This window comes from Shinella yambaruensis (genome assembly GCF_022899355.1).
In the GTDB taxonomy this organism is placed as follows: Bacteria; Pseudomonadota; Alphaproteobacteria; order Rhizobiales; family Rhizobiaceae; genus Shinella; species Shinella yambaruensis.
This window is the reverse complement of the sequence record NZ_JALJCK010000006.1, coordinates 51,295-76,774: the sequence shown is the minus strand read 5'-3', so window position 1 is coordinate 76,774 and position 25,480 is coordinate 51,295. Positions and strand designations below refer to the sequence as shown.

The 25,480-nt window shown below is 66.2% G+C and carries 23 protein-coding genes; 15 read left to right on the top strand and 8 right to left on the bottom strand.

Annotated features, from left to right (window positions below):
• Positions 1 to 8: 8 nt before the first annotated feature.
• The 3 genes from MUU56_RS15450 to MUU56_RS15440 all read right to left on the bottom strand — a co-directional run bounded on the left by MUU56_RS15450 (position 9) and on the right by MUU56_RS15440 (position 2,969).
• Positions 9 to 983 carry a squalene cyclase gene (locus MUU56_RS15450; RefSeq protein ID WP_244768189.1) on the bottom strand — a complete coding sequence of 325 codons (975 nt, stop codon included), beginning with the start codon at positions 981 to 983 and terminating at the stop codon, positions 9 to 11.
• Between the two features lie 32 nt (positions 984 to 1,015).
• Positions 1,016 to 1,711, bottom strand: coding sequence for a uracil-DNA glycosylase (gene ung / locus MUU56_RS15445; protein WP_244768188.1), 696 nt, complete (start codon positions 1,709 to 1,711; stop codon positions 1,016 to 1,018).
• 85 nt (positions 1,712 to 1,796) lie between these two features.
• Positions 1,797 to 2,969, bottom strand: a complete 1,173-nt coding sequence (locus tag MUU56_RS15440) for a dihydrodipicolinate synthase family protein (protein ID WP_244768187.1) — start codon at positions 2,967 to 2,969, stop codon at positions 1,797 to 1,799.
• Between the two features lie 373 nt (positions 2,970 to 3,342).
• Here MUU56_RS15440 and MUU56_RS15435 point away from each other — a divergent pair, with 373 nt between their 5' ends.
• From MUU56_RS15435 to MUU56_RS15415, 5 genes are read left to right on the top strand one after another with little or no spacing between them, the layout of a single operon-like run.
• Positions 3,343 to 4,389 (top strand): LacI family DNA-binding transcriptional regulator, encoded by a 1,047-nt coding sequence (locus MUU56_RS15435; RefSeq protein WP_244768186.1) that lies wholly within the window; start codon positions 3,343 to 3,345, stop codon positions 4,387 to 4,389.
• On the top strand, positions 4,386 to 5,387 hold the full coding sequence (locus tag MUU56_RS15430) for a Gfo/Idh/MocA family protein (RefSeq protein ID WP_244768185.1): 1,002 nt from the start codon (positions 4,386 to 4,388) through the stop codon (positions 5,385 to 5,387). The genes MUU56_RS15435 and MUU56_RS15430 overlap by 4 nt, the downstream gene beginning before the upstream one ends.
• Positions 5,388 to 5,392: 5 nt before the next feature.
• A complete protein-coding gene (locus MUU56_RS15425) occupies positions 5,393 to 7,006 on the top strand; it encodes an acyl CoA:acetate/3-ketoacid CoA transferase (RefSeq protein ID WP_244768184.1) in 1,614 nt (537 codons plus the stop codon).
• Positions 6,999 to 7,778 (top strand): enoyl-CoA hydratase/isomerase family protein, encoded by a 780-nt coding sequence (locus MUU56_RS15420; RefSeq protein WP_244768183.1) that lies wholly within the window; start codon positions 6,999 to 7,001, stop codon positions 7,776 to 7,778. Before MUU56_RS15425 ends, MUU56_RS15420 begins: the two co-directional genes overlap by 8 nt.
• Positions 7,778 to 9,283: an aldehyde dehydrogenase family protein gene (locus MUU56_RS15415; RefSeq protein ID WP_244768182.1), complete on the top strand. Its 1,506-nt coding sequence runs from the start codon at positions 7,778 to 7,780 to the stop codon at positions 9,281 to 9,283. The genes MUU56_RS15420 and MUU56_RS15415 overlap by 1 nt, the downstream gene beginning before the upstream one ends.
• A 47-nt stretch (positions 9,284 to 9,330) precedes the next feature.
• Here the strand turns inward: MUU56_RS15415 and MUU56_RS15410 are convergent, their stop codons facing one another.
• Complete coding sequence (locus MUU56_RS15410) at positions 9,331 to 10,383, bottom strand: LacI family transcriptional regulator (protein WP_244768181.1); 1,053 nt, start codon at positions 10,381 to 10,383, stop codon at positions 9,331 to 9,333.
• A 345-nt stretch (positions 10,384 to 10,728) separates the two neighbouring features.
• On the opposite strand from MUU56_RS15410, the gene MUU56_RS15405 reads away from it, so the two are divergent.
• From MUU56_RS15405 to MUU56_RS15370, 8 genes are all read left to right on the top strand, one after another.
• A complete protein-coding gene (locus tag MUU56_RS15405; protein WP_244768492.1) occupies positions 10,729 to 11,940 on the top strand; it encodes an ABC transporter substrate-binding protein in 1,212 nt (403 codons plus the stop codon).
• Between the two features lie 165 nt (positions 11,941 to 12,105).
• Positions 12,106 to 12,987, top strand: a complete 882-nt coding sequence (locus MUU56_RS15400) for a carbohydrate ABC transporter permease (RefSeq protein WP_244768180.1) — start codon at positions 12,106 to 12,108, stop codon at positions 12,985 to 12,987.
• Positions 12,984 to 13,865: a carbohydrate ABC transporter permease gene (locus MUU56_RS15395; RefSeq protein WP_244768179.1), complete on the top strand. Its 882-nt coding sequence runs from the start codon at positions 12,984 to 12,986 to the stop codon at positions 13,863 to 13,865. The genes MUU56_RS15400 and MUU56_RS15395 overlap by 4 nt, the downstream gene beginning before the upstream one ends.
• 4 nt (positions 13,866 to 13,869) lie before the next feature.
• The gene (locus MUU56_RS15390) at positions 13,870 to 14,985 is read left to right on the top strand and encodes an ABC transporter ATP-binding protein (RefSeq protein WP_244768178.1); all 1,116 of its coding nucleotides are present in this window, start codon (positions 13,870 to 13,872) and stop codon (positions 14,983 to 14,985) included.
• Between the two features lie 8 nt (positions 14,986 to 14,993).
• Positions 14,994 to 16,502 carry a GMC oxidoreductase gene (locus MUU56_RS15385; RefSeq protein ID WP_244768177.1) on the top strand — a complete coding sequence of 503 codons (1,509 nt, stop codon included), beginning with the start codon at positions 14,994 to 14,996 and terminating at the stop codon, positions 16,500 to 16,502.
• On the top strand, positions 16,499 to 17,278 hold the full coding sequence (locus MUU56_RS15380) for a 3-ketoacyl-ACP reductase (RefSeq protein WP_244768176.1): 780 nt from the start codon (positions 16,499 to 16,501) through the stop codon (positions 17,276 to 17,278). Before MUU56_RS15385 ends, MUU56_RS15380 begins: the two co-directional genes overlap by 4 nt.
• Positions 17,279 to 17,440: 162 nt before the next feature.
• A complete protein-coding gene (locus tag MUU56_RS15375; protein ID WP_244768175.1) occupies positions 17,441 to 19,096 on the top strand; it encodes a GMC family oxidoreductase in 1,656 nt (551 codons plus the stop codon).
• A gap of 8 nt (positions 19,097 to 19,104) precedes the next feature.
• Positions 19,105 to 19,425 carry a Dabb family protein gene (locus tag MUU56_RS15370; protein WP_244768174.1) on the top strand — a complete coding sequence of 107 codons (321 nt, stop codon included), beginning with the start codon at positions 19,105 to 19,107 and terminating at the stop codon, positions 19,423 to 19,425.
• On the opposite strand, the gene MUU56_RS15365 is transcribed toward MUU56_RS15370, so the two are convergent.
• The 4 genes from MUU56_RS15365 to osmF are packed head-to-tail and all read right to left on the bottom strand — an operon-like array spanning position 19,422 to position 23,223.
• Positions 19,422 to 20,165 carry an ABC transporter permease gene (locus MUU56_RS15365; RefSeq protein WP_244768173.1) on the bottom strand — a complete coding sequence of 248 codons (744 nt, stop codon included), beginning with the start codon at positions 20,163 to 20,165 and terminating at the stop codon, positions 19,422 to 19,424. The two genes, MUU56_RS15370 and MUU56_RS15365, sit on opposite strands and share 4 nt — an antisense overlap.
• A complete protein-coding gene (locus tag MUU56_RS15360) occupies positions 20,162 to 21,100 on the bottom strand; it encodes an ABC transporter ATP-binding protein (protein WP_244768172.1) in 939 nt (312 codons plus the stop codon). Before MUU56_RS15360 ends, MUU56_RS15365 begins: the two co-directional genes overlap by 4 nt.
• Positions 21,097 to 22,257 carry an ABC transporter permease gene (locus MUU56_RS15355; protein WP_244768171.1) on the bottom strand — a complete coding sequence of 387 codons (1,161 nt, stop codon included), beginning with the start codon at positions 22,255 to 22,257 and terminating at the stop codon, positions 21,097 to 21,099. Before MUU56_RS15355 ends, MUU56_RS15360 begins: the two co-directional genes overlap by 4 nt.
• A gap of 54 nt (positions 22,258 to 22,311) precedes the next feature.
• On the bottom strand, positions 22,312 to 23,223 hold the full coding sequence (gene osmF, locus MUU56_RS15350; protein WP_244768170.1) for a glycine betaine ABC transporter substrate-binding protein OsmF: 912 nt from the start codon (positions 23,221 to 23,223) through the stop codon (positions 22,312 to 22,314).
• A gap of 323 nt (positions 23,224 to 23,546) precedes the next feature.
• Between osmF and MUU56_RS15345 the strand changes: the two genes are divergently transcribed.
• Positions 23,547 to 24,017, top strand: coding sequence for a DUF4126 domain-containing protein (locus MUU56_RS15345; protein ID WP_244768169.1), 471 nt, complete (start codon positions 23,547 to 23,549; stop codon positions 24,015 to 24,017).
• Positions 24,014 to 25,387, top strand: coding sequence for an FAD-containing oxidoreductase (locus MUU56_RS15340; protein WP_244768168.1), 1,374 nt, complete (start codon positions 24,014 to 24,016; stop codon positions 25,385 to 25,387). The genes MUU56_RS15345 and MUU56_RS15340 overlap by 4 nt, the downstream gene beginning before the upstream one ends.
• The last annotated feature ends 93 nt before the right edge of the window (positions 25,388 to 25,480 follow it).

Here is a 25,480-nt window from a genome sequence, read left to right as displayed (position 1 = left end):
GGTGCCCGTCACCGGCCGGCATGCCCCTCCCACCAGCGCAGCACGCGCAACGCCCGCAGCGTGATCCAGCGCGAGGGTTTTCCCGCCTCTTCCATCTCGAACCACACCGGCCCTTTCAGCTGCCAGTCGAGCGGCCAGGTCCCGTCCTCCGATTGCCGGGAACGCAGATGGCCGATGGCTTCGCCAAGCCGGGGATCCGGTGGCGAGCCGGTCGCCAGCGAGGCGGCGCGGAAATAGTCGAGCCCGCGCAGGACATCGTAGCGCCAGCGGTTCGGGTGCAGGAACGTCAGATAGCGCTCGTCGGCCGGCGCGCCGCTGCTCAAACGGCGAAAGAGACCACGTTTCAGGAGATACTCCTCGCCGGCCGCCCGCGCCGCGCGCGTTTCCGGCGTCGCCCCCACGGCGGTCTCGTATTCCAGAAGTCCTTCCAGCACATTGATCGTCGAATGGAAGGAAGAGCGGTGAGACCCGTTGCAGCGCTCGCAGTTCCAGCCGCCGTCGGGCTGCCGCTCGCCAAGCAGGCGCGCAACAATCGGCGAGACATCGACGCCGAAATAGGCCCCGGCGATCACTGTGCGCCCGTTGATGCACTCCTCCACCTCGCCATCCCAATAGGGCTGGCCATCATGGTCCCAACGGGAATTCCGTCCGATGAGATCGACCGTCCGCCGTGCCCGTGCGCTCGATGGATCGAGGCCGAAATCATGGAGTTGCTGGAGCGAGAAGCAGGTGGCGGTCCAGGCCTGGCCGAGTTCGCGCCATTTCTTTTCCGTATAGTCCGCCGGCATGAAAGCGCCGCCGGCCCATTGCCCGTCGGCATCCTGATGGGAGAGAAGCCTTGCTCCCCAGCCTTCGGTCTCCACCCTGGCACGTTCGGCCCGCCATTCCGCCTCCGGCGCATCGGTGAGATCGCGCATGACCTGCCAGCGGATCGCGGGATCCGAAGCAAGGAGCCAGTCGATGACGGAACCGGTGCGCGCCATGAGACAAGCCTACCAGCCCGGCCTGCGCATGGCTATTGCGGCGTTGCCGGCAATTGCCAGTCGATCGGCTTGCGGCCGTGCTTTTCGAGAAAGGCGTTCGCCTTGGAAAAGGGCCGCGAGCCGAAAAAGCCGTTATGGGCGGAAAGTGGCGAGGGATGGGCCGAGCGCAGCACGAGATGGCGGTCCCGATCGACGAAGGCCGCCTTCTTCTGCGCATAGGAGCCCCAGAGGATGAAGACGACGGGCTTTTCCTGCTCGTTGACGGCGCGGATGACCGCGTCGGTGAACCGTTCCCAGCCGCGGCCCTGGTGCGAGGCGGCGCGGCCCATCTCCACCGTCAGCACGCTGTTCAAAAGCAGGACGCCCTGCTTGGCCCAATGCTCGAGGAAACCGTGGTGGACCGGCGGGATGCCGAGATCGTCCTGCATTTCCTTGTAGATGTTGACCAGCGACGGCGGAATGCGCACGCCGGGCTGCACGGAAAAGCAGAGCCCGTGCGCCTGGCCCTCGCCGTGATAGGGATCTTGCCCGAGGATGACGACGCGCACCTCGTCGAGCGGCGTCAGGTCGAGGGCGCGGAAATATTCCGAGCCCTTCGGGAAGATGCGCCGCCCCGCCTGCTTCTGCTCCAGGAGGAAGGCCTTGAGGTCGGCCATGTAGGGGCTGGAGAATTCCGCCGCCAGCGGCGCCTTCCAGCTTTCCCCGACCTTCACTTCGCCCGCTGCCATCGCCCGCTCCCGTGTTTTCCTTCGAGAAGACGCAGTTTAGCGCCTGACAGCGGCAAGAACCGGCGGCAAGGCCGGTCATCCACAGCTAATCTTGCCCGACGCCGAGCACCGCCATCAGGTTCTTCATGCGCGCAGCGGCAAGGTCCGGCCTGTCGAGCACGTTGGCCCGGTCGGCAAGGCGGAAGACCTCGGCATAGTGCAGGAGGCCACGGGCCGACTGCATGCCGGCCGGCATGGTGAAATGGTCCTGGTGGCCGTTGAGCCAGGCGAGGAAGACGACGCCCGCCTTGTAATATTGCGTCGGCACCTCGAAGATCTTGCGCGAGAGCGGCACCGTCGGCTCGATGATGGCCCGGAAGGTGGCGGCATCGCCGGCCGCAAGCGCCGCCAAAGCCTTGGAAGCCTGCGGAGCCACCGCATCGAAGATGCCGAGCAGGGCGTGGCTGTACTTCTGCCCGTCACCCTCGATCAGCTCGGCATAGTTGAAGTCGTCGCCCGTGAAGCAGAGCACGCCCTCCGGCAGCCGGTTGCGCAACGCCACCTCACAGGCATTGTCGAGCAGCGAGATCTTGATGCCCTCGACCTTGCCGCGGTTCTCCGCGATGATCGACAGGACCGTCTCCAGCGCAGGCGCGAAATCCCTGGAGCCCCAGTAGCCCGCAAGCTGTGGGTCGAACATGTCGCCCAGCCAGTGCAGCACGACCCTGTCCTTCGCCTGGCCGAGGATGCGGCCATAGACCTTGCGGTAATCGTCCGGCGAGGCCGCCAGGCGGGCGAGCGCCCGGCTCGCCATCATGATGGCCCGGCCACCGTGTTTCTCGACGAAACCGACCTGCTCCTCATAGGCCCGGATCACGTCGTCAAGCGAACGCGCATCGGCGGGGTTGAGATGGTCCGTGCCCGCACCGCAGGCGAGATCGGCGCCCGGCACGGCCTTCGCCTCGGCCAGCGAGCGGCGGATCAACTCCTGCGCGCCGGCCCAGTCGAGCCCCATGCCGCGCTGCGCCGTGTCCATCGCCTCGGCGATGCGGAAGCCGAGCGACCAGAGATGATGGCGGAACGCCATCGTGCGTTCCCAGTCGATGGCCGGCGCCTCCCAGGGTCGCGCGTCGCGACGCGGATCGGAAACCACATGGGCCGCCGCATAGGCGATGCGGTTGAAGACAGGCGCTGCGGTGGGGCGCCCAAGCGGCGTCCCGACAAGATGGTAGCGGGCAAGGCCGCCATCCGGCTGCGGCAGGGTAAGGCTGATCGGCATGAAATCCTCCGGGTTTTTCAGGGCAATAATTTAGATCGTTCCAAATTTCAAGGGAGATTTTTGCCGGATTGCGTTCGGCAGCGACGCGTCGCCAGCCATGTCGAGAGACAGGAAAGCGCCTGCCCCGCCCTCTGCGGTCATTCTCGACCTTGAGCCGAGAATCCATGAATCTGAGACCTTGCGGACGTAGCATGGATGGTCGGGTCAAGCCCGACCATGACGAGTGGAGAGGATGGCGATACAATATGAGGGCATCTGGCCTTTGCCATTCAACTTCATCAAGCGCGATCCAAACCCTCTTGACAAATTTGGAACGATCCAATTAATTGCCGTCAACAAGCGGGCTCGAACGCCCTGCGCAGGGAGGAAGACCGTGAACAAGAGCCGGGTGACCGTCGTCGATATTGCGCGCGCCGCCGGCGTGTCGAAGTCGACCGTCTCGCTCGTGCTGCAGGCAAGCCCCCTTGTGAACGAGGCGACCCGCGCCAAAGTGAACGCCGTCATCCGCGAACTCGGCTATGTCTACAATCGCGGTGCGGCGAACCTGCGCCAGTCCGCCTCCTCGCGGATCATCGGCATCATCGTCAACGACCTTACCAACTCCTTCTTCGCCGAGCTTGCCGTCGGCATGGACATGGTCATGCAGTCGGCCGGCTACGTGCAGTTCCTGTCGAACTCCGCCGAAAGCGTCGACCGCCAGCGCGAGGTCATCGCCTCCATGCGCGAGCACGGCATTGCCGGCCTCATCCTGTCGCCCGCCCGCGGCACGGAGGCGGGCGACCTGAAGCCGCTCGCCGCCAGCGGCATCCCGGTCGTCGCCGTGGTGCGCAATGTCGTCGGCGCCAAGGTCTCGACGCTGTTCTCGGACAATTATGCCGGCGCGAAGGATGCCGTGCGGCACCTCGTCTCGCTCGGCCACACCCGCATCGCCTTCCTCGGCGGCATCGCCAATACCACCGTCTTCACCGAACGCGTCGAGGGCTGGCGGGATGCGCTTTCGGAAGCGGGGCTTGCAGCGCCGGACCGGCTCGTCATCGGCACGGCGGCCTCGCGCGCCGGCGGCGTTGCCGCCATCGAGCGTGCGCTGCTTCTGCCCGAGGCGCCGACCGCCGCGCTCTGCTTCAACGACGCCGCCGCCTTCGGCGTGTGCGACGGCCTGCGCGCCGCCGGCAAGGAGCCGGGCCGCGACTTCGCCGTGGTGGGTTTCGACGACGTGATCGAGGCCGAAACCGCCGTGCCGGCGCTGACGACGGTCTCCGTCGACCCACAGGGCATGGGCCGGCGCGCGGCGCAACTCTTGCTGAAACAGATCAATGCCGGCCGGGTGGAGCCCGAGACCATCGTCAGCTCCGTGCGCCTCGTCGTGCGCCAGAGCTGCGGTGCCGGCCAGACGGACAGGACAAGGAGGATTTCCGCATGACAAACTGGGGTTTGATCGGCGCAAGCACGATCGCGAAGGAATGGGTGATCGGCGCGATCCGCGCGACGGGCGGCGAGGTCGTTTCCGTGATGAGCACGAGCGCCGAGCGCGGCCGCGCCTATGCGGGCGAACAGCGCATCGCAAAGTCGGTCACGGCGCTTGCCGACCTGCTCGACGACCCCAAGATCGACGCCGTCTACATCTCGACGACGAACGAGCTGCACCGCGACCAGGCCCTCGCCGCGGCGAAGGCGGGCAAGCATATCCTGTGCGAAAAGCCGCTTGCCCTTTCGCTCGACGATGCCCGCGCCATGATCGCGGCGGCAGAGGCGGCCGGCGTCGTGCTGGCGACGAACCACCACCTGCGCAACGCCGCGACGCACCGGGCAATGCGCGAGGCCATCAAGGCCGGCCGCATCGGCAGGCCGCTGTCGGCCCGTGTCTTCCACGCGGTCTACCTGCCGCCGCACCTGCAGGGCTGGCGGCTCGACAAGCCGGAGGCCGGCGGCGGCGTCATCCTCGACATCACCGTGCACGATGCCGACACGCTGCGTTTCATCCTCGACGACGATCCGGTGGAGGCTATCGCCTTCTCGCAGGCCGGCGGCATGGGCAAGGCCGGGCTGGAGGATGCCGTGATGGGCGTGTTGCGCTTCGGCTCCGGCACGATCGCGCAGTTCCACGACGGGTTCACCACGAAATTCGCCGAAACCGGCCTCGAAGTCCATGGCACGGAGGGCTCTCTCATCGGCCGGAATGTCATGACGCAGCGCCCCACCGGCACGGTGACGCTCCGGGATGCCGACGGCGAGCACGAGCTGCCGCTCGACCATCGCAACCTCTACGAGATCACCCTTGCCGCCTTCCACGCCGCCATTGCCGGCAAGGGAACGCCGTCCGCCACCGGCAAGGACGGGGTCTGGTCGCTGGCGACGGGCCTTGCCGTCGTCGAGGCGGCCCGCACAGGCCATGCGGTCCGCATCGAGCCGGGACTGTGAGCCCCATGAGCAAGCATATCACCCCGCGCGAGGCGGCAGGCCTGATCCCCGACGGCGCCGTCGTCTCGGTCTCCTCCTCCTCCGGCCTCGGCTGCCCGGACCTGATGCTGAAGGCGATCGGCGCTCATTTCGACGAAACGGGCCATCCGAGGAACCTGACGACGCTGCACCCCATCGCCGCCGGCGACATGAGCGGCATCAAGGGTGTCGACCACATCGCGAAAAAGGGCCTGCTGAAGAAGATCATCGGCGGCTCGTATCCGTCCGGACCCTCGTCTTCCGAACCGCCGCTGATCTGGCAGATGATCGGCAAGGATGAGGTGGCCGCCTACAACATCCCCTCCGGTATCCTCTTCGACATGCACCGCGAGGCCGCCGCAAAGCGCCCCGGTGTCATCACCAAGGTCGGCCTTGAAACTTTTGTCGACCCAAACCGCGAAGGCTGCGCGATGAACGCCTCCGCCGCAAACGAGCCGGTGGTCGAAAAAATCACCTTCGCCGGCGAGGAATGGCTCTACTTCAAGGCGATCGCGCCTCACGTGGCGATCATCCGCGCCACCACCGCCGACGAGCGCGGCAACCTCACCTATGAACACGAGGGCGCCTACCTCGGCGGGCTCGACCAGGCGCTCGCCGCCCGCAACAATGGCGGCATCGTCATCGCACAGGTCAAGCGCATCACCAAGGACGGCTCGCTGAAACCGCACGACGTGCGTGTGCCCGGCGTGCTGGTCGATTACATCGTGGTCGATCCGGACCAGAAGCAGACGACGCAGACGCTCTACGACCCCGCCATTTCAGGCGAGATCTTCCGTCCGCTCGACAGTTTCCGCGTGCCCGAGTTCAACATCCAGAAGGTCATCGCCCGCCGTGTGGCCGAGGAGCTGGAGGCCGGCAGCGCCGTCAATCTCGGCTTCGGCATCTCCGCCAACGTGCCGCGCATCCTGCTGGAAGAAGGCCTGCACGGCGCCGTCACCTGGGTGATCGAGCAGGGCGCCGTCGGCGGCGTGCCGCTGCTCGACTTCGCCTTCGGCTGCGCCTCGAACGCCGATGCCTTCATGCCCTCGCCCTACCAGTTCACCTATTTCCAGGGTGCGGGCTTCGATGCCTCGCTGCTCTCCTTCCTGGAAATCGGCAGGGACGGCTCGGTGAACGTCTCGAAACTCTCCTTCCGTCCGCATGTGACGGCGGGGGCCGGCGGCTTCGTCGACATCACGGCGCGGGCGAAGAAGATCGTCTTCTCCGGCATGTTCAACGCCGGCGCCAGGCTTGCCATCGCGGATGGAAAGCTCGTCATCGAGAAGGAAGGCAAGCTGAAGAAGCTGGTCAATGCCGTCGAGCATGTCACCTTTTCCGGCCCGCGCGGCGTCGCGCAGGGGCAGGACATCACCTATGTCACCGAGCGCTGTGTCATGAAGCTGACGCCCGACGGCATCGTGCTCACCGAGATCGCGCCCGGCGTCGATCTCAAGACGCATATCCTCGACCAGTCGGATTTCGCGCTGATCGTTTCGCCCGACCTCAAGGTGATGGACGCAAAGCTCTTCACCGATGCGCCGATCGGCCTCACGCTGCCCGAAAAGGCGCCGCGCACGCTGGCAGGGGCCGCCCATGGCTGAGCCGCGCATCCGCATCGATATCGAAGGCTCTCTCGCGACGATCACCGTCGCGCGGCCGGAAAAGCTGAACGCTTTCGACATCGACATGCTGAAGGAGCTTTCAGCGGCCTGCGACACGGTCGAGGCGAATGCCGCTGTGCGTGTCGCCATCCTCACCGGCGAAGGCAAGGCCTTCTCCGCCGGCGGCGATATCCGCGCCTGGGCCGGCATGGAGCCGAACGAATTCGGCCATGCCTGGGTGCGCTTCGGCCACCGCGTCTTCGAACGGCTGGCGACGCTGCGCATGCCGCTGATCGCCGCCGTCAACGGCCATGCGCTCGGCGGCGGGCTGGAGCTCGCGGCGGCGGCGGATATCCGCATCGCGGAGGCCCAAGTGAAGATCGGCCTGCCGGAGGCCGGCCTCGGCATGGTGCCCGGCTGGTCCGGCACGCAGCGGCTGGTGAAGCGTTTCGGCGCCCAAACCATACGCCGCATGCTGCTCGGCGGCGAGGTGCTGACGGCGGCGGAAGCCGCGATGCTCGGCATCGTCGATCAGGTGGTGGAAACCGGGACAGCCGTGCAGGCGGCCAAGACCTATGCCGCGCGCATCGCGGCCCGCGGGCCGGCGGCAACGGAAATTTCCAAGCTGATGATCGCGGTGGCGAACGGCGAGGACAATGGCGCGGCGGTGGAGACGCTCGGCTCGATCCTCGTCGCCAAGACCGGGGACCTCAAGGAAGGCGTCGCCGCCTTCACGGGCAAGCGCCCCGCTGATTTCAAGGGAGAATGGTGATGACCGCGCATGTGAAACCCAAGGCGCTGGAAAACTTCAAGGCACGCGATTTCCGCATGCTGATCGACGGCACGTGGACGGAGGGCGCCGGCCAGCCGATCGAGCGCATCGCGCCCGGCCACGGCATCGTCGTCAGCCGCTATCCGGCCGGCAGCAAAGCCGATGCCGAACGCGCCATCGCCGCCGCGCGCAAGGCCTTCGACGACGGACCATGGCCGTCCATGACCGGCGCCGAGCGTTCCAACATCCTCCTGAAGGCCGCCGACCTCATCGCCGCCCGCGCGGACGAGCTCGCCTTCCTCGACTGCATCGAAAGCGGCAAGCCGATAAGCCAGGCCAAGGGCGAACTCGGCGGCGCGGTCGACATCTGGCGCTACGCCGCGGCGCTTGCCCGCGATCTTCACGGCGAAAGCTACAACACGCTCGGCGACGGCACGCTCGGCGTCGTGCTGCGCGAGGCGATCGGCGTCGTGTCGATCATCACGCCGTGGAATTTCCCCTTCCTGATCGTAAGCCAGAAATTACCTTTCGCGCTTGCCGCCGGCTGCACGACGGTGGTCAAGCCGTCCGAGCTCACTTCGGGCTCGACGCTCGTCCTCGGGGAGATCCTTATCGAGGCCGGCGTGCCCGCAGGCGTCATCAACATCGTCACCGGCACCGGCCCGGAGGTCGGCGCGCCGATGACGACGCATCCGGATGTCGACATGGTCTCCTTCACGGGCTCGACCGGCGTCGGCCGCCTGACCATGGCCAATGCGGCGCAGACGTTGAAGAAGGTGTCACTCGAACTCGGCGGCAAGAACCCGCAAATCGTCTTCCCCGACGCCGATCTCGACGCCTTCATCGACGCCGCCGTCTTCGGCGCCTATTTCAATGCCGGTGAATGCTGCAATGCCGGCTCGCGGCTGATCCTGCACACGTCGATTGCGGCCGACGTGACGGCCCGCATCGCGGACCTGGCGAAGAAGGTGAAGGTCGGCGATCCGCTCGATCCGACGACACAGGTCGGCGCGATCATCACGCCGCAGCACCTCGCAAAGATCGGTGCCTATGTCGATGGTGCCGCCAAGGCCGGCGCTTTGGTGGCGCTTGGCGGCGCCGCGCTCGATCTCGGTCTCGGCCAGTTCATGGCCCCGACCATCCTTTCGGGCGTCCGGCCGGACATGGCCGTCGCCCGCGAGGAAGTCTTCGGCCCAGTGCTTTCGGTCCTGACCTTCGAGACGACGGAAGAGGCGATCCGCATCGCCAATGCCATCGACTACGGCCTTTCGGCCGGCGTCTGGAGCCGGGACTTCGACACCTGCCTCACCATCGGCCGCAAGGTGCGTGCCGGCACGATCTGGATGAACACCTTCATGGACGGCGCTTCGGAGCTGCCCTTCGGCGGTTATCGCCAGTCCGGCCTCGGCCGAGAGCTCGGCCGCCATGCGGTGGAGGATTATACGGAGACCAAGACGCTCAACATGCATATCGGCGCGCGCACCGGCTGGTGGATGCCGCGATGAGCCACCCTTTCTCGACAACCATGGCTGGGACCGGCGCTGCCGCCCGCTCAGGGCGTCGGGAAGCTGAGTTGTGGGCTCTGCAGGATGGTGAGATCCTCGATGGGCTCGCCGCCGATGCGCTTCAGCAGCAGCCGGCCCATCGCCTCGCCGGCCGCCGTCAGGTCCTCGTAGATCGTCTCGACCTTCGGCTGGATCTGGCTGAGCAGCCGCGACGTCTGCTTGGCGACGATGTCGTATTCGCCACCGAGCGAAAGGCCCCGATCGCTCATGCCGGTGATCGTGGCGAGCGCCGAGACTTCGCCGGGACAGGCGAAACCGTCGGGCGGATCGGGCTCGGCGCTGCGGCGGCGAACATAGTCGCGGATCATGTCGGCGGGGCTGTCGAGATCGAGCGCCTCGGGAATCTCGTAGGCGGCGCCGGCCTCGCGCACGGCGGTCATGAAACCGTGCAGCATGTGCTGGTAGAAGGTGAGGCGCCGGGGCGGCAGGATGATCGTCACCTTGCGCCGGCCCTTGACGATCAGCCGTCTGGTGGCCGCATAGGCGAAGGCGAAATTGTCGTAGTCGACGAAGGCGTGCGGGATGGAGAATTCGGTGCGGCCGTGGGTGACGAAGGGGAAGCCGTTTTCCAGCAGCAGCCGCACGCGCGGATCGAAGGGTTCCGTGCGCGAGAAAATGAGGCCGTCGGCCATGCCGTTGCGGATGATGTAGTTGACGGCATCGACATTGCTGCCGTCAAGGAAATTCGGCGTGACGATGAGGTGGTAGGCGGTGCCCTGAAGGGCGCGCGCCAGGCCATGCATGATGGACGTGCCGAAGCCCAGGATCTCCTCGTGCGGATCGAGCAGGACGGACACGACATTGGTGCGGCCGGTCTTGAGGCGCTGGGCGGCACGGTCCGGCAGGTAGCCGATCTCGGCGGCGACCTCGTGCACGCGCCGGCGCGTCGTCTCGGAAATCTGCGGCGCGTTGCCGAGCGCGCGGGAGACCGTGGTGATCGCAAGGCCGGTGATTTCCGCAATCGTCTTCAGCGTCGGCTTGCCGGTTCGAAGCGCGTTGCGGGCGGGGTCACTGTCGGCGGGCTTTTCGATGCGGGACACGGGTGCGGTTCTTCGGATGGCGGCAGGCGATATGCGGCACCATACCGGCGAGCCCCGTCTTCGGCAATCTTGCGCCGCACAGAATTTAAAACGATTTCAGTGCGCTGCACAATGCCGCGCGAGCTGTGCCGATCACCCGGATTTCCGGAATTTACTGCATTTGCAAAAGCATGCCCGAGGATGGGTGGCATGTGCTTGACTCCGCAAATTTACAACGTTTTAAATTGGCTCGGCGCTTTGAGCCGCAGATGAACCATCGGCGGGAGGAGGCTCTCGCCCTTCGAACTTGCAAACGGGAGGAATACGATGCGCAAGTTTCTGACGACCACCGCGATCGCCGCGGTGATGATGACGATGGGCGGCCTGTCCGCCAAGGCCGCGGAAGGCGTGGAAGTCCTGCACTGGTGGACCTCGGGCGGTGAAGCCGCCGCGCTCGACGTGCTCAAGAAGGACCTCGAATCCAAGGGCATCTCCTGGACCGACATGCCGGTCGCCGGCGGCGGCGGCACGGAAGCCATGACGGTGCTGCGCGCCCGCGTCACGGCCGGCAACGCGCCGACCGCGGTGCAGATGCTCGGCTTCGACATTCTCGACTGGGCCAAGGAAGGCGCGCTCGGCAATCTCGACGAGATCGCCGCCAAGGAAGGCTGGGACACGGTGATCCCGACCGCCCTGCAGCAGTTCTCCAAGTATGACGGCCACTGGATCGCCGCGCCCGTCAACGTGCACTCGACGAACTGGGTGTGGGTCAACAAGGCCGCGCTCGACGCTGCCGGCGGCAAGGAGCCGGCGAACTGGGACGAACTGGTCGCCCTGCTCGACAAGTTCAAGGAACAAGGCATCACGCCGGTCGCCCATGGCGGCCAGCCGTGGCAGGACGCGACGATCTTCGACGCGGTCGTGCTCTCCTTCGGCAACGATTTCTACAAGAAGGCCTTCATCGACCTCGATCCGGAAACGCTGGGCAGCGCCCAGATGAAGGAAGCCTTCGACCGCATGACGAAGCTGCGCTCCTACGTGGACGACAACTTCTCCGGCCGTGACTGGAACCTGGCTTCCGCCATGGTCATCGAGGGCAAGGCCGGCGTGCAGTTCATGGGCGACTGGGCGAAGGGCGAATTCATCAAGGCCGGCAAGAAGCCCGGCACGGACTTCGTCTGCATGCGCTTCCCGGGCACGCAGGGCTCCGTCACCTTCAACTCCGACCAGTTCGCGATGTTCAAGGTGGCCGAGGACAAGGTCCCGGCGCAGCTGACCATGGCGTCGGCCATCGAGAGCCCGACCTTCCAGTCGGCCTTCAACGTGGTCAAGGGCTCGGCCCCGGCCCGCACGGACGTTCCGGACACGGACTTCGACGATTGCGGCAAGAAGGCGATCAAGGACCTGGCGGAGGCCAACACCAACGGCTCGCTCTTCGGCTCCATGGCCCACGGCCACGCCAACCCGGCTTCGGTCAAGAACGCGATCTACGACGTCGTGACCCGGCAGTTCAACGGCGAGCTTTCCTCCGAGGAGGCCGTCGAGGAGCTGAAGGCCGCCGTCGAGGCCGCGAAGTAAGCGAACGACGCTGCCCCTCACCCGGCCCTCTCCCCGCAAGCGGGGAGAGGGAGACGGAGAGGTCACGGCATAGTCCTTCTCCCCGCCTGCGGGGAGAAGGTGCCGGCAGGCGGATGAGGGGCGTGCCTCGCCGCCGACAAACACACAATAACGGTGGTATCGACCATGGATAGCCGAAGCCGGCTGCAGGAGCTTCTGCCGAAGCTCGTGCTGGCACCCAGTTTCCTCATCGTGCTCGTCTTCGTCTACGGCTTCATCGCCTATACGGGCTTCCTGTCGCTGACGGACAGCAGGATGCTGCCCTCCTACAATTTCGTGGGACTGAGCAACTATTCCAAGCTCTGGGCGCTGCCGCACTGGTGGCGGGCGATCTCGAACCTTGCGATCTTCGCCTCGCTCTATATCGTCATCTGCTCGGTGCTGGGCCTGGCGCTCGCCATCCTGCTCGACCAGAAGATCCGCGCCGAAGGCATCCTCAGGCCGATCTACCTCTACCCGATGGCACTCTCCTTCATCGTCACGGGCACCGCCTGGAAGTGGTTCCTCGACCCCGGCATCGGCCTTGAGAACACCATGCACCTCTGGGGCTGGGAAAGCTTCGCCTTCAACTGGATCAAGGATCGCAACTACGCCATCTACTGCGTGGTCATCGCCGCCGTCTGGCAGTCCTCAGGCTTCGTCATGGCGATGTTCCTCGCCGGCCTTCGCGGCGTCGACAACGAGATCATCAAGGCCGCGCAGATCGACGGTGCCTCCACCGCCACCATCTACCGCCGCATCATCATTCCGCTGATGCGCCCGGTCTTCCTCTCCGCCTTCGTCGTGCTCGCCCACCTCGCCATCAAGGCCTATGACCTCGTCGTCGCCTTGACGGGCGGCGGTCCCGGCCAGGCGACCGAGCTGCCGGCGACCTTCATGTATTCCTATACCTTCACCCGCAACCAGATGGGCATCGGCGCCTCCTCGGCGATCATCATGCTGGTCATGATCTTCTCGATCATCATCCCCTACCTCTATTCCGAGATCCGCGGAGGCAAAGGCCGATGAGCGCGCAAAACCCCGACAATGTCATCTCGCACAACAGGCTGACGCGCGCGCTGATCTACATCGCGCTCATCCTCTTTGCGGTCTACTACCTGCTGCCGCTCTACGTGATGCTGGTGAACTCGCTGAAGCCACTGGAGGAAATCCGCCAGGGCGGCATGCTGAACCTGCCGCAGGTCTGGACGATCGAGCCCTGGCTGCAGGCCTGGTCGACGGCGCAGATCGGCGTGCAGCCGACAGGGTTGCGCCCGTTCTTCATCAACTCGATCCTGATGGTCGTGCCGGCGGTCGCCATCTCCACCATCATCGGCGCGCTGAACGGCTACGTGCTGACGAAGTGGCAGTTCCGGGGCTCGAACGTCTTCTTCGGCCTGCTTCTCCTCTCCTGCTTCATCCCGTTTCAGATCGTGCTCATCCCGATGGCACGCATCCTCGGCATGCTCGGGCTTGCCGGCTCGCTCTGGGGCCTCATCCTCGTGCACGTCGTCTACGGCATCGGCTTCACGACGCTCTATTTCCGCAACTACTACGAAAACTTCCCGACCGAGCTGGTGCGCGCGGCGCAGATCGACGGTGCAAGCTTCTTCCAGATCTTCTACCGCATCCTGCTGCCGTCCTCCGGCCCGATCATCGTCGTCTCGGTCATCTGGCAGTTCACCAACATCTGGAACGACTTCCTGTTCGGCGCCTCCTTCTCCGGCGCGGCGACAACGCCGATGACCGTGGCGCTCAACAACCTCGTCTCCTCGTCCACCGGCGTGAAGGAATACAACGTGCACTTCGCCGGCGCGATCCTCGCGGCGCTGCCCACCCTCATCGTCTACATCGTCTCCGGACGGTACTTCGTGCGCGGCCTGATGTCCGGCGCCGTGAAAGGATAGTCCCATGTCGTTCCTGAAGATCAGCAACCTGCGCAAATCCTACGGCGCGCTCGAAATTCTGAAGGACATCAACCTGGAGATCGAGCAGGGCGGCTTTCTCGTGCTGGTCGGCCCGTCCGGCTGCGGCAAGTCCACGCTGCTCAACACCATCGCCGGGCTGGAGCCGATCACCTCCGGCGACATCGCCATCGACGGCCGCTCGGTCGCGGGCCTGCACCCTTCCAAGCGCGACATCGCCATGGTGTTCCAGTCCTACGCGCTCTATCCGAACATGACGGTGGCCGGCAACATCGCCTTCGGCATGGAGATCCGCGGCGTGCCGAAGGAGGAGCGCGACAAGGCGATCAAGCAGGTCGCCGACATGCTGCAGATCGGCCATCTTCTCGACCGCAAGCCCGGCCAGCTCTCCGGCGGCCAACGCCAGCGCGTCGCCATGGGCCGCGCGCTGGTGCGCGACCCGAAGCTCTTCCTCTTCGACGAGCCGCTGTCGAACCTCGACGCCAAGTTGCGCGTCGACATGCGCACGGAGATCAAGCGCCTGCATCAGCGCATGAAGACGACGATCGTCTATGTCACGCACGACCAGATCGAGGCGATGACGCTCGCCACCAAGATCGCCGTGCTGAAGGACGGCGTGCTGCAACAATTCGGCTCGCCGGCGGACATCTACAACAATCCCGCCAACACCTTCGTCGCCGACTTCATGGGCTCGCCCGCCATGAACCTGCTCAAGGGCAAGGTGGAGCAGAACGGATCCGGCCTTGCCGTCTCGCTCGCCCGCCATCAGGCCGAGCCGCTGGTGCTGTCCGTCCCCAACGCACCCGGCAGCCTTTCCGCCTATAGCGGCAAGGACGTGATCTTCGGCATACGCCCCGAGGCGCTGACCGACCCGGACGGCGCGGACCGCAATGCCTGCACGGTGGCCGAGGGCGACTGCCTGATCGAGGTGGTGGAGCCGGCCGGCGCGGATACCTTCGCCGTCACCCATCTCGGCGGCAAGGAGATCGTTGCCCGCCTGCGCGCCGACGTGCGCATCGCCGCCGGCCAGACGGCACGCCTTGCCTTCAACCTCGACAAGGCGGTGTTCTTCGATCCCGCCAGCCAGCTTCGCATATCCTGAGCAAGATCATGACCACGCAGCCGGACATCGTCATCATCGGATCGGGCATCGGCGGTTCCACCATGGCCGCCGCGCTCGCCCCGACGGGCGCGAAAATCGTCATCCTCGAAGCGGGCGATCACCTGCCCGACCGCCCGGAAAACCGCGACCAGCGCGCCATCTTCCAACACGGCCATTTCCGCCCGAAGGAGATGTGGTACGAGGCGGACGGCACCGCCTTCAACCCCGGCAACTACTACAATGTCGGCGGCAACTCGAAATTCTACGGTGCCGTGCTGGTGCGCTACCGCCGGGAGGACTTCGAGGAGATGCGCCACCGCGACGGCGTCTCCCCCGCCTGGCCCTTCCCCTATGAAGCGCTGGAGCCGTGGTACTGCGCCGCCGAAAAGCTCTACAACGTCCGCGGCACGCTCGGCGAAGATCCCACCGAACCGCACCATTCCGCACCCTACCCCTTCCCGCCCGTGCCGGACGAGCCTGCCATCGCCGAGGTGCGCGCAAAAATGAAGGCGAACGGCCTGCATCCCTATTCGCTGCCGCTCGGCGTCGACATCGACCGCTGGCTCGCCAAGGCGAAGACGCCGTGGGATGCGCATCCGAACGCCGACGACGGCAAGATGGACGCGGAAAGCGTGGCGCTTGCCGAAGCCCTGAAGCATCCGAATGTCGAACTGCGCACGAATTGCCGGGTGACGCGGCTCGCCACCGCCCCGCACGGCCGCACCATCGCGACGGTGCACTACCAGCGCGGCGACGTGGCGGAGAGCGTTTCGCCGAAACTCGTCATCCTCTCGGCCGGCGCGGTCCAATCCGCCGTGCTGCTGCTGCGCTCCGCCTCGGAAGCCTTCCCCAAGGGGCTCGCCAACAGCTCCGACCAGGTCGGCCGCAACTTCATGAACCACAATTCGAGCGCCGTGATCGGCCTCTCGCCCTTCTACAGGAACACCTCCGTCTACCAGAAGAGTTTCGGCTTCAACGACTATTACCTCTCTGACGGAAACGGCGGGCCGCCACTCGGCAATGTGCAGCTTCTCGGCCGCGTCTCGGGAAAGATCCTGAAGGCCAACATGCCCTCCGCGCCGGAGTGGCTGCTGGAACAGGTCGCGTCCCGCGCCATCGATTTCTACGCCATGAGCGAGGACCTGCCGCATCCCGAAAGCCGTATCATGGTCGATCGCGACCGGATCGTCCTGAAATGGACGCGAACCAACTGGCAGGCCCATCTCGATCTCGTCGCCAGGCTCAAGGCTGCGCTGAAGAAGGCGGGCTTTCCCGTCGTGCTCGCCAGAGCCTTCGACAAGCGCACGCCCTCGCACCAGTGCGGCACCGTGCGCATCGGCAACGACCCGGCGAGCGCGCCGCTCGACATCTGGTGCCGTGCCTATGACCATCCGAACCTCTTCGTGGTCGACGCCTCCTACCTGCCGACATCGGCCGCCGTGAACCCGGCGCTGACGGTCGCCGCCCAGGCACTGCGCGTCGCCGACCACATCCACTCGAGGGATCTCGCCGCATGACGACCTCCGCACGCTCCGTCGCCATCGTCACCGGCGGCCGCCGCGGCATCGGCTTCGGCATCGCCAGGGCGCTTGCGGCGGAAGGTTTCGACATCGCCATCACCGGCATCGGCGGGAGCGATGCGGCGACCGACACCATGCTCGCCGACCTCGCCACGCTCGGCGCGCGCGCGATCTACCTCAAGGCGGACCTCGCCGATCTCTCTGGCCATGCAGCAACGGTCGCGGCTGTCGAAGACCAGCTCGGCGCCATCGGCTGCCTCGTCAACAATGCCGGGATCGCCTCCGTCGTGCGCGGCGATTTCCTCGATCTCGCACCGGAGAATTTCGACGCGATCGTCGCCACCAACCTGCGCGGCACGGTCTTCTTCACCCAGGCCGTGCTGAAGGCGATGCTGCATTCGAACGAGGCGGCAAGGTCACGTTCGATCATCAACATCACCTCCGTCTCGGCCGGCCTCACCTCGCCAGAGCGGCTCGACTATTGCATGACCAAGGCGGGGCTTGCCGCCTTCAGCCAGGGGCTGGCGCTCAGGCTGGCGGAGACGGGCATCTCCGTCTTCGAAATCCGCCCCGGAATCATCCGCTCCGACATGACGGCCGGCGTCTCGGCGAAATACGACACCCTGATCGATGACGGCCTGGTGCCGATGAAGCGCTGGGGAGAGCCGGACGACATCGGCACCGCCGCGGCCGCGCTGGCGACCGGAAAATTCGCCTTCGCCACCGGCTCGGTGATCAATCTCGACGGCGGGCTGTCGATCGGCCGGCTGTGAGCAAGGATTGGCCCCTCACCCCGCCCTCTCCCCGCAAGCGGGGCGAGGGGGACGAGAGGGCACGGCAAATACCTTCGCCTCGCTTGCGGGGAGAAGGTGCCGGCAGGCGGATGAGGGGCAGCCCCACCCGGCACGGCACCGAACGTTTCTGAGGACGAAGACATGACTTACGACTATATCATCACCGGCGCCGGCCCCGCCGGCTGTGTGCTGGCAAACCGGCTTTCCGAGGACCCGACGGTGCGCGTGCTGCTGCTGGAGGCCGGCGGCGGCGACCGGAACCCGCTGTTCCACATGCCGGCGGGATTTGCCAAGATGACCAAGGGCGTCGCCAGCTGGGGCTGGGAGACCGTGCCGCAGAAGCACATGAAGGGCCGCGTGCTGCGCTATACGCAGGCAAAGGTCATCGGTGGCGGCTCCTCGATCAACGCGCAGCTCTATACCCGCGGCAACGCCGCCGACTACGACCTCTGGGCCAGCGAGGACGGCTGCGAGGGCTGGAGCTACCGGGAGATCCTGCCCTATTTCAAGCGCGCCGAAGACAACCAGCGCTTCGCCGACGACTACCATGCCTACGGCGGCCCGCTCGGCGTTTCCATGCCGGTCTCGGCCCTGCCGATCTGCGACGCCTATATCCGCGCCGGCCAGGAGCTCGGCATTCCCTACAACCACGATTTCAACGGCCGCCAGCAGGCCGGCGTCGGCTTCTACCAGTTGACGCAACGGAACCGCCGCCGCTCCTCCGCCTCGCTCTCCTATCTCTCGCCGATCCGGGACCGGAAGAACCTCACCATCCGCACCGGCGCCCGCGTCGCCCGCATCGTGCTGGAAGGAACGCGCGCCGTCGGCGTCGAGGTGGCCACGGGCAGTGGCGTCGAGACGATCCGCGCGGATCGCGAGGTGCTGGTCTCGTCGGGGGCCATCGGCTCGCCGAAACTGCTCCAGCAATCCGGCATCGGCCCGGCCGACCACCTGAAATCGGTCGGCGTCACGGTCAGGCACGACCTGCCGGGAGTCGGCTCCAACCTGCAGGACCATCTCGACCTCTTCGTGATTTCCGAATGCACCGGCGATCACACCTATGACGGCGTGGCGAAACTGCACCGCACGCTCTGGGCCGGCCTGCAATATGTGCTCTTCCGCTCCGGTCCCGTCGCCTCCTCGCTCTTCGAGACGGGCGGTTTCTGGTATGCCGATCCCGATGCGCGCTCACCGGACATCCAGTTCCATCTCGGCCTCGGCTCCGGCATCGAGGCGGGCGTGGAAAGATTGAAGAACGCCGGCGTGACGCTGAATTCGGCCTATCTGCACCCCCGCTCGAAGGGCACGGTGCGGCTTTCCTCCGCCGATCCCGCCGCCGCGCCGCTGATCGACCCGAACTACTGGGAGGACCCGCACGACCGCAGAATGTCGATCGAAGGGCTGAAGATCGCCCGCGAGATCATGCAGCAGGCGGCGCTGAAACCCTATGTGATGGCCGAGCGCCTGCCGGGACCGAAGGTCGTCACCGACGAGGACCTGTTCGAATACGGCTGCGCCAACGCCAAGACGGACCACCACCCGGTCGGCACCTGCAGGATGGGGACGGGAGCCGACGCCGTCGTCGGGCTCGATTTGAAGGTGCACGGGCTTGAAGGTTTGCGCGTCTGCGACAGTTCCGTCATGCCGCGCGTTCCCTCCTGCAACACCAATGCGCCGACCATCATGGTGGGCGAGAAGGGCGCCGACATCATCCGAGGCCTGCCGGCGCTGCCCGCCCAGGTCTTCCTGCATGAACGCAACGACGCGCGCCCGCGCGCCCGCGCCAACATCCGGTAGGTAGAACCATGATCCGTCATTGCGTCTTCATCCACTTCAAGCCGACCATCTCCGCCGCCTACAAGGCCGAACTCTTCAACGAGATCGACGCCCTGAAGGATCGCCTGCCGGGCATGCTCGCCGTCCATATCGGCGTGAATGTCAGCCCGGAAGCAGGCATGGACAAGGGGTTCAGCGACGGCTTCATCGTCGATTTCGCCGACAGTTTCGCGCGGGACGCCTATCTGGAGGACCCGGAGCACAAGCAGACGGGCGCCCGGCTCGTCACCGCCGCCGAAGGCGGCATCCAGGGCATCCTCGTCTACGACCTCGAAACCGAAGATCGCTAGACCCGTCCCGCCCGGCGCGACAGCACCCGTTCGAGGGCGGAAAAGCCGTCATAGATCAGCACCGCCAGCACGGCGACGACGAGGCCGCCCTGCAGCACGAAGGCGAGGTTGTTCGATTGCAGTCCGGCGATGATCACCTCGCCGAGCGTCTTGGCCGCCACCGTGGAGCCGATGGTGGCGGTGGCGAGGCTGATGACGACGGAGAGGCGGATGCCGGCGAGGATGACCGGCAGCGCCAGCGGCAGCTCCACCCGTGTAAGCCGCTGCCAGGCGGTCATGCCCGTGCCGCGCGCGGCCTCCGTGACGGCGGGCGGCAGGGTGGAAAGGCCCGTCATGGCATTTTCGAAGATCGGCAGCAGGCCGTAGAGGAAGAGCGCGATCAGCGTCGGCTTCTCGCCGAAGCCCACGGCGGGCACAGCGAGCGCCAGCACCGCGACCGGAGGAAAGGTCTGGCCGATATTCACGAGGCTGCGCGACAGCGGCAGGAATTCCGCGCCGATCGGCCTTGTGACGAGGATGGCGAGCCCGACGGCGACGACGGTCGCGGCGAGCGTCGCGGCGAAGACCGTGGCGAGGTGCGAAAGCGTCAGCGACAGCAGGCTGCCCTGGTTGTAGACGGCCGGCGCATTGGCCTGCACCAGCGGTTTCAGCAAGGGCTCGAAGAGCGCCGGCTGGACGAGAAAGGCGATGAGGACGAGGAGTGCCGCCAGCCGCAGGAGATTGGGCAGGAGCCGCTTCATTGCGGCCTCGCGGCGCGCCGGGCAAGGCCGGCAAGCGTGACGCGGCCAAGCCGGGCGCCATCCGCGCCGACGACCGGCAGGGCCTCACGGCCGGACCAGAGCAGGGCAGACAGCGCATCGCGCTGGCTGGACGCCGCGGCGATCGGCTCGCCCTCCGCCTCGCCGGCCTCTGCCGCATCCGCGACGGCGCCGATCGACAACAGCCGGAAGGGCCGCTCGCCGGCGCCGATCAGCGTCTCGACGAAATCCGTCGCCGGATTCACCAGCATCTCCTCCGGAGCCGCATATTGCACGATCCTGCCCTTGTCCATGACGGCAATGCGGTCGGCGAGGTGGAAGGCCTCCTCCATATCATGGGTGACGAGCACGATGGTCGTGCCGAAATGCTTCTGGATCGCCAGCAGGTCATCCTGCGCCTTGGCCCGGATGACCGGGTCGAGCGCGCCGAAAGGTTCGTCCATCAGGAGGATGTTCGGCTCGGCGGCGAGCGCCCGGGCAACGCCGACACGCTGCTGCTGGCCCCCCGACAGTTCATGCGGATAACGCGGGCCGAAGGCGGCGGGGTCGAGCTGGAACAGCGACAGCAGCTCCTTCACCTTGGCCGCGATGCGGGATTTCTCCCAGCCGAGCAGGGTCGGCACGGTGGCGATGTTCTCCGCGACGGTGCGGTGCGGGAAAAGGCCGTGGCCCTGGATGGCATAGCCGATGCGGCGGCGCAGCTCGTAGCCGGGGATGGAGCGATTGTCGGCGCCGTCGATCAGGATCGTTCCGGAGGTCGGTTCGACCAGACGGTTGATCATGCGCATCAGCGTCGTCTTGCCGGAACCGGACGTGCCGACGATGACGGTGATCGTGTGCGGCGCGATCGTCATCGAGACGCTGTCCACGACCGCCGTCTCGCCATAGCGCTTGGTGATGCTGTCGATCTCGATCATGCGGCCCTGCCGGGTTTGCGGTTGGAAAGTTCGGTTGCGGCATCGAGCACGATCGCCGCGGCGAAGGCGAGGGCCACGGTCGGCACCGCGCCGAGCAGCACGAGGTCCATCGCCGTCTGGCCGATGCCCTGGAAGACGAAGACGCCGAAACCACCCCCGCCGATCAGCGCCGCGATGGTCGCAAGGCCGATATTCTGCACCAGCACGATACGGATGCCGGTAAGGATGACGGGGAAGGCAAGCGGCAGCTCGACGCGGAAGAGGCGCTGGCCATCCGTCATGCCGATGCCGCGGGCGGCATCATTCGCATCGCGCGGCACGCCGGCAAGGCCGACCACCGTGTTGGCGACGACCGGCAGCAGCGAATAAAGGAAGAGCGCGATGAAGGCCGGCGCCGCGCCGATGCCGCGAATACCGAGCGCCGCGGCCCCCGGCACATGGACGGCGATCCAGCCGAGCGGGGCGATCAGCAGGCCGAAGAGCGCGATCGAGGGGATCGTCTGGATGATGTTCAGCACGTTGAGCACGCCGGCGCGCAGCGCCTCCACCCGGTGGCAGAGGATGCCGAGCGGCAGGCCGACGAGCGTGGCGGCGACAAGCGAGCCGAGCGCCAGGACGACATGGCGGCCCGCTTCCAGCCAGAAGCTGTCGGCCCGGCTGCCATATTCCTTGAGGATCGACAGCCCGTCCCAGGCGCCGGACACCAGAAGCCCGGCGGCAGCCGCGGCGACGGCGGCAAGCAGCGCGACCCGGGCGAGCGGAGAAAGCCGGAGACGCGCCAGCGCATCGGCCGTCAGCAGCGCGAAGGCAAAGCTCAGCAGCCAGAAGCCGGAGGCCGGCGAGACGCGAGCATAGGTGTTTTCCGGCGGCGTGAGGTGACCGGCGGAAAGGCCGACGAGGATGGCGAGCGCCAGCAAGGCGGCAAGCCCCAGCAGCAGCCGGAAGACCGTCGGCGTCTTCAATACGACGACAACGATGGCGATGACGGCAAAGCCGAGCAGCGCCGCACCGAGCCCGGCGGGAAGCGCCTCCAGGATGCCCCGCGCCTCGCCGGGCACGATGCGGTTGGCCCGAAAATTGGCGAAAGGCGCCAGAAAGGCGCCATAGGCCAGCAATGCGGCGATCACCACGCCGAGCTTGTCGATCCGGAACGTCATGAACGCCTTTCGAGGAGAGGTCCTCCGCCCGCAGGGGCGGAGGACAACCGCACCTTACTTGATGAAGCCGTTCTTCTTCAGGAAGTCCTCGGCAACGGCCTTGGCCGGCTCGCCGCCGACCTGGACGCGACCGTTGAGATCCTGCAGCGTCACGAGATCGAGTTTTTCGAAAACTGGCTTCAGAATCTCCTCGATCTGCGGATTAGCCTTCAGCACCGCCTCGCGGATGATCGGCGCCGGCTGGTAGACCGGCTGCACGCCCTTGTCATCTTCCAGAACCACGAGGCCCGACGGCGCAATGCCGCCATCCGTGCCATAGACCATGGCGGCATTCGCACCGTTCGTCTGGTTGGCGGCCGCCGCGATCGTCGCGGCCGTATCGCCGCCGGAAAGCGTGATGAGCTGTTCCGGCTTCAAGGTGAAGTTGTAGGTCGTCTGGAAGGCCGGCAGCGCCGCGGCCGAGTTCACGAATTCGGAGGAAGCGGCAAGCACCACCTGGCCGCCATCAGCGACATATTTGCCGAAATCGCTCAGGGTCACCAGCTTGTTCGGCTCGGCGACGTCCTTGCGCAGCGCGATCGCCCAGGTGTTGTTGGCAGGGGACGGCGTCAGCCAGACGAGCTTGTTGGCGTCGAAATCGAGCGTCTTGGCCAGTTCATAGGCCTTGGCCGCGTCCTTCCAGGCGGGGTCCTCGGCCTTTTCGAAGAAGAAGGCGGCATTGCCGGTGTATTCCGGATAGATGTCGATCTCGCCGGCGATGATCGCCTGGCGCACGACCGGCGTCGCGCCGAGCTGCACGCGGTCCGTCGTCTCGATGCCGTTGGCATTCAGCACCGAGAGGATGATGTTGCCGAGCACGCCGCCCTCGGTATCGATCTTAGAGGAGACCACGACCTGGGCCTGGGCAGCACCGGCCGCAAGCCCGAGGGCCAGAGCTGCTCCGAGGAATTTGACAACTGGACGCATGAGATAACCCTTTCGTTCTGTGCGGGAAGCCATGGCGGCATTTTCACCACGTTTGGGAAAGCCAGTCCCGGCAAAGCATTTCATATATGGCAGTCAATCGCAAAAAATAGACTGCGCCGCACCGACAGGGCATGCCGTTTGTTGCAGCGCTCAAAGCGCTTTCAAGATTGCGCGAAGCGGCAGCCTTTTGCAACAGAAACGCGTTGCAATTGCCGGTCGCATCCGACACTCTCGCCTTGGCCCGCCTCATTTTCCGATACCGCATTTCATCCTTGCCGGGAAACCATCCCGGGCCGATGTCCGGCGCAGATCTGTGAGGGACAATGAGCATTTACATTCTCGCAGTGCTGATCGGCATCGTGGCGGGGCTGCGCGCGATGACGGCACCGGCCGCCGTCAGCATCGGGGCGGCGCTCGGCTGGCTCCCCGTCTCCGGCACCTGGGCCGCCTTCCTGGCCTATCGCTTCACGCCCTATGTCTTCGGCGCCCTCGCCCTCGTCGAGTTCGTCACCGACCAGCTGCCGGGCACGCCGAGCCGCAAGGTGCCGCAGCAGTTCGGCGCGCGCATCGTCAGCGGCGGGTTCTGCGGCGCAGTTCTCGGCACCGTCGGAGGGTCGATGATCGGCGGGCTCGTCGCCGGCGTCATCGGCGCGGTCATCGGCACGCTCGGCGGCTATGAAGCCCGCAAACGCCTCGTCGCGGCCATCGGCGGCAAGGATCTGCCCATTGCGCTGCTGGAAGACGCCGTCGCCGTGCTGCTCGGCCTCTTCGTCGTCTCGTCGGTCGTGCCATGAAGCGGTTCGACGCCATCATCATCGGCGCAGGCCAGGCCGGCCCGTCGCTTGCCGGCCGGCTGACCGCCGCGGGAAAGACGGTCGCGCTCATCGAGCGCAAGCATGTGGGGGGCACCTGCGTCAACACGGGCTGCATGCCGACCAAGGCCATGGTCGCCAGCGCCTATGCCGCTCATCTCGCCCGCCGCGGCGCCGATTACGGCGTGGTGACGGGCGATGTCTCCATCGATTTCGCCAAGGTGATGGCCCGCAAGGACAAGGTGCGCTTCGATGCACGCGAGGGTAACGAGGACTGGCTGGCGGGCATGAATGGCCTCACCTTCATCCGCGGCCATGCGCGCTTCGAAAGCCCGACGGAAATCCGCGTCGGCGAGGAACGGCTGTCGGCCGGGCAGATCTTCCTCAATGTCGGTAGCCGGGCTGTCGTGCCCGATTTCCCGGGCGTCGGGGACGTGCCGCATCTCGACAATGTCTCGATGATGGAGCTGACCGAGGTGCCGAAGCACCTTATCATCGTCGGCGGCAGCTATATCGGGTTGGAATTCGCCCAGATGTTCCGCCGATTCGGCGCCGAGGTGACGGTCGTCGAGAAGGGGCCGCGGCTGATCGCCCGCGAGGACGAGGACGTCAGCGCCGCCGTGCGCGACATCCTCGAACGCGAGGGCATTACCATCCGCACGGGGGCGGAGTGCATCCGCTTCTTCAAGACCGGAGACGGCGTCGGGGTGGGCGTCGACTGCACGGCGGGCGCGCCCGAAATCCCGGGCTCCCATATCCTCCTCGCCACCGGCAGGCGGCCGAACACCGACGACCTCGGCCTCGACAAGGCGGGCGTGGCGACGGACAGGCGCGGCTACATCACCGTCGACGAGCGGCTGGAAACCAGCGTGCCCGGCATCTTCGCCATGGGCGACTGCAACGGCCGCGGCGCCTTCACCCACACGGCCTACAACGATTTCGAGATCGTCGCCGCGAACCTCCTCGACAATGAACCGCGCAAGGTGAGCGACCGCATCCAGACCTATGCGCTCTACATCGACCCGCCGCTCGGCCGCGCCGGCGTGAGCGAGACGGAAGCGCGCAAGACCGGCCGCAAGCTGCTGGTCGGCACAAGACCGATGAGCCGCGTCGGCCGCGCCAAGGAAAAGGGCGAGACCCTCGGCTTCATGAAGGTGATCGCCGATGCGCAGACGAAGAAAATCCTCGGCGCCTCCATTCTCGGCACCGGCGGCGACGAGGCGGTGCAGGGCATTCTCGATGTGATGTATGCGGGCAAGCCCTATACGACCATCACGCATGCGGTGCACATCCACCCGACCGTCTCGGAGTTGATCCCGACGGTTTTCGGGGACATGCAGCCGGCGGAGTGAACGCGGCCGGAGGGCGCCAGACGCAGCCCCTCATCCCGCTGCCGCGACCTTCTCCCCGCAAGCGGGGAGAAAGGGCAAGAAGCAAAGTTTTCC